This is a genomic window from Tritonibacter sp. SIMBA_163, assembly GCF_046535935.1.
Classification (GTDB): Bacteria; Pseudomonadota; Alphaproteobacteria; order Rhodobacterales; family Rhodobacteraceae; genus Epibacterium; species Epibacterium scottomollicae.
On record NZ_JAWJBP010000114.1, the window covers coordinates 1 to 474 of the forward strand.

Annotated in this window: 2 protein-coding genes; both read right to left on the minus strand. The window is 63.9% G+C overall.

Annotated features, from left to right (window positions below; translation table 11 throughout):
* On the minus strand, positions 1-215 hold a 215-nt coding region (locus R0J92_RS21680), incomplete at its 3' end, for a hypothetical protein (protein WP_411053156.1).
* 21 nt (positions 216-236) lie between these two features.
* A partial coding sequence (locus R0J92_RS21685) for a hypothetical protein (protein WP_411053157.1) occupies positions 237-474 on the minus strand: 238 nt, incomplete at its 5' end.

Genomic DNA, 474 nt, shown 5'->3' on the forward strand with positions numbered 1-474 from the left:
GCGAAGTTTCGCGTGGCGGCCCGGTTGATGTCCACGGCGGCCGACGCCCCGATGTCCTGAATCAGCGACCCGGCCTGCGAGTAGTAGTTGCGGAGCTGCTCCCTGCCGGCACGCAGCTCGGCAAGGCCCTGCTGATACCGCCTCTGGTTGGCCCGGTTCGCCGAGAGGCGGGCTTCCTCAAGATCATTGATGATGTCTTCAATGTTCAGAGCCATGGCTGCCTCCAGTGTATCGGATCAGACGTTCACAACCTCGACCAACATCAGCTCCAGCGTGGTCGTGTTCGCCGCGTCGGCCGTGTCCCACTCGGCGCTGAGCTGGAGGGTCTGGCTGGTGGTGGTGTTGATCGTCACGTCGGCCTTCGTCGCGTCCTGCTCGACGCCGGCCACGCGATCGACGATGTCGTGGACGGCGACGTTGCCCATCGTCCCGGTCGCCGTGCAGACGATGAACACCTCGAACTTGAAATGGTCG